9 protein-coding genes are annotated in these 7,171 nt (G+C 67.5%); 6 read left to right on the top strand and 3 right to left on the bottom strand.

The genetic code is table 11. From position 1 onward, the window contains the following. Positions 1-270: 270 nt before the first annotated feature. Positions 271-705, bottom strand: a complete 435-nt coding sequence (locus ACODSY_RS09410) for a Ros/MucR family transcriptional regulator (RefSeq protein WP_488951452.1) — start codon at positions 703-705, stop codon at positions 271-273. A 196-nt stretch (positions 706-901) separates the two neighbouring features. On the opposite strand from ACODSY_RS09410, the gene glyA reads away from it, so the two are divergent. The 3 genes from glyA to ACODSY_RS09395 all read left to right on the top strand — a co-directional run bounded on the left by glyA (position 902) and on the right by ACODSY_RS09395 (position 3,504). Next, positions 902-2,191: a serine hydroxymethyltransferase gene (glyA, locus tag ACODSY_RS09405; RefSeq protein ID WP_488951462.1), complete on the top strand. Its 1,290-nt coding sequence runs from the start codon at positions 902-904 to the stop codon at positions 2,189-2,191. A gap of 31 nt (positions 2,192-2,222) precedes the next feature. Next, complete coding sequence (nrdR, locus tag ACODSY_RS09400; protein ID WP_488951451.1) at positions 2,223-2,693, top strand: transcriptional regulator NrdR; 471 nt, start codon at positions 2,223-2,225, stop codon at positions 2,691-2,693. 172 nt (positions 2,694-2,865) lie between these two features. Next, positions 2,866-3,504 (top strand): glutathione S-transferase family protein, encoded by a 639-nt coding sequence (locus tag ACODSY_RS09395; protein ID WP_488951450.1) that lies wholly within the window; start codon positions 2,866-2,868, stop codon positions 3,502-3,504. Between the two features lie 56 nt (positions 3,505-3,560). Here the strand turns inward: ACODSY_RS09395 and ACODSY_RS09390 are convergent, their stop codons facing one another. Together ACODSY_RS09390 and ACODSY_RS09385 are read right to left on the bottom strand one after the other, a co-directional pair. After that, a complete protein-coding gene (locus ACODSY_RS09390; protein WP_488951449.1) occupies positions 3,561-4,472 on the bottom strand; it encodes a hypothetical protein in 912 nt (303 codons plus the stop codon). Between the two features lie 64 nt (positions 4,473-4,536). After that, positions 4,537-4,821, bottom strand: coding sequence for a DUF4242 domain-containing protein (locus ACODSY_RS09385; protein ID WP_488951448.1), 285 nt, complete (start codon positions 4,819-4,821; stop codon positions 4,537-4,539). Positions 4,822-4,927: 106 nt separating this feature from the next. On the opposite strand from ACODSY_RS09385, the gene ACODSY_RS09380 reads away from it, so the two are divergent. The 3 genes from ACODSY_RS09380 to ACODSY_RS09370 are packed head-to-tail and all read left to right on the top strand — an operon-like array spanning position 4,928 to position 7,146. Further along, positions 4,928-5,866, top strand: a complete 939-nt coding sequence (locus tag ACODSY_RS09380) for a LysR substrate-binding domain-containing protein (RefSeq protein ID WP_488951447.1) — start codon at positions 4,928-4,930, stop codon at positions 5,864-5,866. Positions 5,867-5,910: 44 nt separating this feature from the next. After that, a complete protein-coding gene (locus tag ACODSY_RS09375; protein WP_488951446.1) occupies positions 5,911-6,555 on the top strand; it encodes a RibD family protein in 645 nt (214 codons plus the stop codon). Next, entirely contained in the window at positions 6,556-7,146 is a 591-nt protein-coding gene (locus ACODSY_RS09370; protein WP_488951445.1) for a riboflavin synthase, read from the top strand. Positions 7,147-7,171: the final 25 nt, after the last annotated feature.

The following is a 7,171-nucleotide window of genomic DNA, read 5'->3' as shown; positions in this document are numbered from 1 at the left end:
CCCTCGAAAAGCTCTGGGTCCACTGCAACGTCAAACGCATCGGCGGATACGCCGCGTAAGGCGCGACAAGGCCGAGACGTCAAAGCCTTCGGGGGCGACCTCGGAGGCTTTTCTCGTCGGGTATGCGACAAAGCGCGCTGCGGCAGCTTGGCACAACGTGTGCGTGCGCAAATCGTGACCTACTCGTCGGCGGATCGGTTCTCCCACCAGCCCGACAACTGGGCCGATCTTCGGAGCGCCCCCGTCGAGACGGGGGCGTTCTACGTCGGGCTACTTTCGCCGGCGAACGCCGCGGCCAAGGCCGATCTTCTTGGCGAAATCCGAACGGCGGGCGGCGTAGGCCGGCGCGACCATCGGATAGTCGGGCGCGAGTCCCCAGCGGCGGCGGTAGTCATCCGGACTCATGTTGTAGCGAGACCGCAGGTACCGCTTGAGCATCTTCAGCCTCTTCCCGTCTTCCAGGCAGACGATGTAGTCGTGCTGCACCGACCGCCCGATCGGAACGGCGGGTTTAGGGCGCTCCTCGGGTTGAGCGGCGGGCGCCGCGCCGGTGAGCCCGGTCAGGGCCTGATGCACCGTGCGGATGATATCGGGCACAGCGTCGGCGGTGACGGCATTGCGGCTGACATAGGCGGCTACGATTCCCGCGCCTAGGCGCATCAGATCTTCGCCCGAGGGGCCCTCGGAATCGGGTCCTACGCTCATGCTCACCCCTTCTCGATACGCGGAAACGACCGTTGACGCGGCAAGGCGCGGCCGGCCTTTGCCGGAAAACGCGCGGGACGTGAGAACGGTTCCCAGAATTACTGGATGACGGCGCGGTTGGAGGGGGGCTGGATCAGGAGTAAAGGAGGCGCCTTCGCCAGACTCGTCGCCCCAACGAAAGGCCTTGCCCTTGAACCTGCACGTGCAAACCCAGCCCTCCACTGAAGACTTTTTCAAGGCCGGCGTCGGCCAGGCCGATCCGGCGATCGCCGCGATCCTGGACGGGGAGCTGAAGCGCCAGCAGGACCAGATCGAGCTGATCGCCTCGGAGAACATCGTCTCGAAGGCGGTGCTGGAAGCCCAGGGCTCGGTGCTGACGAACAAGTACGCCGAGGGCTATCCGGGCAAGCGCTACTACGGCGGCTGCGAAGTGGTCGACGAGGCCGAGGTCCTGGCCATCGACCGCGCCAAGCAGCTGTTCGGCTGCGAATACGCCAACGTCCAGCCGCACTCGGGCAGCCAGGCGAACCAGGCGGTGTTCATGGTCACCATGAAGCCGGGCGACACCTTCATGGGCATGAACCTGGACCACGGCGGCCACTTGACGCACGGCAAGAGCGTCAACCAGTCGGGCAAGTGGTTCAGCCCCGTGGCTTACGGCGTCCGCGCTCAAGACCACCTGATCGACTACGACGAGGCCCGTGAGGTCGCCAAGGCCAACAATCCGAAGGTGATCATCGCCGGCGGCTCGGCCTATTCGCGCCACATCGACTTCAAGGCGTTCCGCGACATCGCCGACGAGGTCGGGGCGATCCTCATGTGCGACGTCGCCCACTACGCGGGCCTGATCGTGGCGGGGGAATATCCGAACCCGTTCCCGCACGCCCACATCGTCACGACCACAACCCACAAGACCCTGCGCGGCCCGCGTGGCGGCCTGATCCTCACCAACGACAAGAAGCTGGCGACCAAGATCAACAGCGCGGTGTTCCCGGGCCTTCAGGGCGGCCCGCTGATGCACGTGATCGCCGCCAAGGCCGTGGCTTTCGGCGAGGCGTTGCGTCCGGAATTCAAGACCTATGCGAAGCAGGTGATCGAGAACGCGCGGGCGCTCGCCGACAGCCTGCAGGCGGCGGGCTTCAAGATCGTGTCCAACGGCACCGACAGCCATCTGATGCTGGTGGACCTGACGCCAAAGAACGTCTCGGGCGCCCAGGCCGAGATCGCGCTGGAACGCGCCGGGATCACCACCAACAAGAACTCGATCCCGGGCGATCCGCTGCCCGCCATGCAGACGTCCGGCCTGCGGGTCGGCACCCCGGCCGGCACCACCCGAGGCTTCGGCCCAGCCGAGTTCCGGCAAGTCGGCAAGTGGATGGGCGAGGTCCTGGACGCCGTCTCCACCGGCGAAGACTCGACGGCGGTGGAACAGAAGGTGCGCGGCGAGGTCCTGGCGCTGACCGAGAGCTTCCCCATATACGCCTAATAGCGTTAAGTGGCCGGGAAGGGGGCTAGATATGCGGTGCCCGTTCTGTGGCCACGACGAAACCCAGGTGAAGGACAGCCGCCCATCCGAGGATGGCGCGGCGATCCGGCGCCGTCGGCTGTGCCCAGCCTGCGAAGGCCGGTTCACGACCTTCGAGCGCGTGCAGCTTCGTGAACTGACGATCCTGAAGCGCTCGGGCCGCCGCGCGCCGTTCGATCGCGACAAGCTGGCCCGCTCGCTCTCGGTGGCGCTGCGCAAGCGTCCGGTGGAGCCGGAGCGCGTGGAACGGATGATCTCCACGATCACCCGCCAGCTCGAGAGCATGGGCGAGACGGAACTCCCGTCGTCGACCATCGGCGAGCTGATCATGAAGCACCTGAAGCAACTCGATGACGTGGCCTACGTCCGCTACGCCTCGGTCTATCGCGACTTCAAGGAGACCGAGGACTTCGCCCGGTTCCTCGGCGAAGAAGGCTTGGCGGAAGCCGCCGAGGAGCGCTGAGGCGCGCCACCCGCTGCCACGATCGACTTCGGATTGAGTCCGCGGATGCCTGTTCGCCGGTCGAGAGGTGTTGGCGCGTTGCGCCCAGGTCGCTTTTCGATCGGGTGAGGCGGCGTCAAGCTCCGAAAGGGCGGGTTGGTTGGCCTGCGGAACGAGACAGGGGGCTTCCACGATGAGCGAACTGATCATCTGGACCTACGATTGGACGCCGGAGGGGCCCCGTGGGTTTGTCCGCGATCTGCGGTTGCGATGGGCGTGCGAGGAAGCCGGACTAGCCTACGCGGTCCGGACCGTTCCCTTCGACGGTCGCGAGACCAATCACCTCGATCGCCAGCCCTTTGGCCAGGTTCCGTTCCTCGATGATGGGGACCTGCAGATCTTCGAGAGCGGCGCGTGTCTGCTGCATCTGGCGCGGAAGAGTGAGCGGCTGATGCCGCGGGATCCGGTCGGAGAGGCGGAAACGCTGCAATGGACGATCGCAGCGCTCAACTCGATCGAGATGGTCACGGTCCCCTGGTGGTTCCTGAACATCTGCGGCGACGAGGAAAACGGCCTGACCGGTTGGCTGGCCCAGCGCCTCGACCATGTGGAGAGAATCCTCCGCGAACGGGAGTGGCTGGCGGCCGGCCGGTTCACTGTTGCGGACCTCATGATGGCGGACGCCCTACGCGTCCCGAAGGTCCGCGCCTTCGGCGACCGGCCCGCCACCGAGGCCTACGTGGCCCGGGCGACCGCTCGCCCCGCGTTCATCAAGGCGCAGGCCGACCAGCTCCGTCTGTTCGAGGCCGCCGACGCCACGAGACCGGCCTAGGGGACGGACCCAGGCGACGCGGACCGTGAGGCCCTCGAGCGCCTGGGCCGCGCGCCTCAGCGGAAGGCCGGGGCGATCGCTTCGAGCCGGGTGCGGCCCTCCGGGCTGACTTCGCCGAGCGCCTTCAGGAAGCCCTGGTTGGCCAGGGCCGAGCCTAGGAACGTCCAGCGTTGCGCCTGGTGCTGGCGCGCCAGGAACTGCTCGCGATGCGCGCCGGGCAGCCTGCGCCCGATCGCGGCCTCCAGGGACGCCAGGTCCAGCGCCGTCTGCTGGCCGAGACCCCCGTCGATGAAGGCTCCGATCTCGAGGAACTCCTCCACGGCGTGCTTCACCTTCTCCGGCCCGGCCTTCGCGGCCAGTTCGTAGAAAACCAAGGCGTCCAGCTTGGCGTGCTGGGACTCTTCCATCCAGTGGTGCTTGAGCAGGCTCTTGAACTGAGGATCCAAGCCCTCGTCGTCCTGCACGCTCTCCAGCCAATGCTGCTGCGTGGCCCACTCGATGGCGAGCACGAACAGGGCGACGCCCAGCTTGCCGTGGCCTCGGATCGCCGCTCCGATGTCTTCCACCGGTCCGATCACGCCGCAGGTCACGTCGAAGCCCTCGGTGAAGGCCTTTCGGAACTGCACGAACAGCTCGATGTGCTTGGCCTCCTCGGCGGCGAAGTTGTCGAGGGCTGCGGTGCGGTGCGGGTCCTGGCCCGGCTTCGAGGGCGCGTGCTCCTCGATCACGGGCAAGATGCAGCGCTCGACCAGCTCGAACATGGCCAGGTAGCCGAAGCCTCGGATCTGGTTGAGCTTGAGCCGCTCGGCCGTGCTGAGGAACGGCAGCTCCGCCGTCCGGGCAAAACTCTCGGGGAGGAAGGGCTTGGTGAAGTCCATCGGCTTGTCAGGTCCGATGATGTCCTCCACGCGCCAGTTCACGCGCTTCGAGATCTCGAGCAGACGCTCGTAGTTGTGGCCTTGGATCATGTCTTCTCCTCGCGCGGGACCGCGCCCTTCGGGGCGCAGGCCACGAGGGATGAAGGTCCCGCCGCTAGTTGTTGGCGGTTGTCGGGTCGATGATCTGCGGCGTCTCGGTGATGCGCGTCACCGGGAAGCCGCTGAGTTCCGCGTGGGCACGGATCGTGTCCTCGCAGTCCGCGAGGTAGATGCAGTACGTCCGGTCACCGGCGACATAGCTGTGCTGCCACTGGATGGACCCGCCGATCTTGTCGACCGCCTGGTTCGAGGCGCGGGCCACCCCGCATAGTTCGACAATGGACATGCCGCCTATGCCGGGAACCTCCCGCTCGACCAGGAAACGTCTGAGTTGGCCCATGGCGCCGCCCCCTGCATTTCCTCGATGGCTGCAGTGTGGTCGTGGGACCGCCGAGGGACAATCTAAACAATCTGGCGCTGGCTAAAGGTTTTGCTTAGTAAGGCGCATGGTCGCGCCCACCTATCTCCGGTCTCTGCAGGCGCTGGAACTGGCCGTGCGCAAGGGGTCCTTCGTGGGCGCCGCCGAGGTGTTGGGCATCACGCCGGCCGCGGTCGGCCAGCGGGTAAAGGCCCTGGAAGACTATCTGGGCGTCGAACTCCTCTCGCGCGGACGCGCCGGACTGCGCGCGGCGCCGGGCCTGCAGACGGCCTTGCCGCACCTCGCGCGCGCGTTCGTGGAACTGGAAGCCGCCGCGAGAGAGCTGGAACTGCAGCGCGGGCACGAACTGCACGTGGCGGCCGCCTCGGACTTCGTCGAGTTGTGGCTCCGGCCGCGCCTGGAGCGCTTCCGCGCCGAACACCCCAACATCCGCTTCAACATCAACGGCGAGGGGGACGCGCCGCTGCGGCTGGGTCGGGTCGACTGCGAGATCAGCTACGGCGGCCCGCGCGAGGGGGTGAAGGCCGACCTGCTGTTCCGGGATTTCGTGGCGCCGATCACCTCGCCCGTGAACCTGACGCGGACGGCCGGGATCCCGCTGAAACGCCGGCTGGAAGGCTTCCCGCTGGTGCATCTCGACTTCTACAAGGACGACCCCGCCGGCCTGTCCTGGCCGGAGTGGGTGGCGCGCAACGGGATGGACCGAACAGCGCCCGAGCGCGGCATGCGCTTCCGCCGCATCACTGCGGCCCTGGACGCGGTGGCCGCCGATGCCGGCGTGACTCTGTGCGGGCTGGCGCTGATCGGCGACCTGCTGGAAAGCGGCCAAGTCGGCTTGCCCTATCCGCTGTCCATGGGCTGCTGGAGCGAGCATGGCTTCCGCGCCCGCTTCCGGGCCGACATCGACGGCCGCCGGCACGTCCAACGGTTCCGCGACTGGCTGCTGCACGAGAGCCGCGGCACCGCCGAGGCGCTGGCCCGCACCGTCGGCGGCGCACCGGACTAGCGCCGCTTGGCGCCCCGGCGCTTCTCGGCCATGTACGGCGGATAATGACGGTTACCCTCAAACTCGCGACGTCGATGGACGGCCGGATCGCCACCGCGGCCGGGGAAAGCCGCTGGATCACGGGGGAACAGAGTCGGGAGCAGGTTCACCGCCTGCGGGCCGCGCACGACGGGGTCCTGATCGGTATCGAGACCGCCCTGGCCGACGATCCCGAGCTGACCGTGCGCCTTCCCGGCTACAATGGGCGCCAGCCCGCCCGCGTGGTGCTGGATAGCCGCCAGCGGCTGACCCCTGAATGCAAGTTGGTGCGATCGGCGCGCGAGATCCCGACCTATGTGGTCGCCACCGAGGACCCGTCTCGGGCGCTCGTCGAGGCGGGCGTCAAGGTGTTGACCGTCCGCGCGGTCGGTGAAGATCGGCCGGAGCTGAGGTCGGTCGTCCAAGCCCTGGCCGCCGAGGGCCTGTCCGATCTGTTCGTCGAAGGCGGCGGCCAGGTGGCCGGCAGCTTCCTGCGCTGTGGCCTGGTGGACGCGATCGAGTGGTTCCGGGCGCCGATCCTGATCGGCGGGGAAGGCCGGCCGGGCGTGGGCGCCCTGGCGGTTGCGGCCCTGGCCGAGGCGCCCCATTTCCGGCGGGTGGAGGTCAGCCAACTCGGCGAAGACCTCTGGGAACGTTATTCGAGGGGCTAGATGTTCACCGGCATCGTCACCGACGTGGGGCGCGTGCGCGCCGTCCGCGACACCAACCGCGACCGCCGGTTCGAGGTGGAGACCCGCTTCGACCTCTCGACCGTGGACATCGGCGCTTCGATCAGTCACGCGGGGTGCTGCCTGACCGTTGTGGAGAAGGGCGAGGGCTGGTTCGCCGTCGAGGTTTCCGGTGAGACGCTGTCGCTGACCACCCTTTCGGACTGGCATGAGGGGCGCCCGGTGAACCTGGAGCGCGCCGCCAAGGTCGGCGATGAACTCGGAGGACACATCGTCTCCGGCCATGTGGACGGCGTGGGAGAGGTCCTCTCCATCGAGAGCGAGGGCGGGTCGCACCGGGTCAAGATCCGCGCGCCGCGGCCGCTGCACCGGTTCATCGCGCCGAAGGGATCGATCGCGGTGGAAGGCGTCTCCCTGACCGTCAACGAAGTCGAGGATGATGTCTTCGGGATCAACCTGATCCCCCATACCTGGGAGGTTACGACCCTCGGGACGCTTAAGGTGGGCTCTCGGGTCAACCTCGAGATCGACATGCTGGCGCGGTATCTCGCCCGTTGGCGCGAAACGGCCTAAGAGCACCTTCCGACTAGCGAAAGAC

The sequence above is a fragment of the Phenylobacterium sp. FG114 genome, assembly GCF_057809855.1.
This window is presented reverse-complemented; position numbering and strand designations above follow the sequence as displayed.

What these genes read in the sequence shown, in the direction of transcription:
- ACODSY_RS09395 (WP_488951450.1), top strand. Translation starts at nt 2,866, where the DNA reads ATGAGCGAACTGATCATCTGGACCTACGATTGGACGCCGGAGGGGCCC.
- ACODSY_RS09385 (WP_488951448.1), bottom strand. Translation starts at nt 4,821, where the DNA reads ATGGGCCAACTCAGACGTTTCCTGGTCGAGCGGGAGGTTCCCGGCATA.
- ACODSY_RS09370 (WP_488951445.1), top strand. Translation starts at nt 6,556, where the DNA reads ATGTTCACCGGCATCGTCACCGACGTGGGGCGCGTGCGCGCCGTCCGC.
- ACODSY_RS09410 (WP_488951452.1), bottom strand. Translation starts at nt 705, where the DNA reads ATGAGCGTAGGACCCGATTCCGAGGGCCCCTCGGGCGAAGATCTGATG.
- nrdR (WP_488951451.1), top strand. Translation starts at nt 2,223, where the DNA reads ATGCGGTGCCCGTTCTGTGGCCACGACGAAACCCAGGTGAAGGACAGC.
- ACODSY_RS09375 (WP_488951446.1), top strand. Translation starts at nt 5,911, where the DNA reads ATGACGGTTACCCTCAAACTCGCGACGTCGATGGACGGCCGGATCGCC.
- ACODSY_RS09390 (WP_488951449.1), bottom strand. Translation starts at nt 4,472, where the DNA reads ATGATCCAAGGCCACAACTACGAGCGTCTGCTCGAGATCTCGAAGCGC.
- ACODSY_RS09380 (WP_488951447.1), top strand. Translation starts at nt 4,928, where the DNA reads ATGGTCGCGCCCACCTATCTCCGGTCTCTGCAGGCGCTGGAACTGGCC.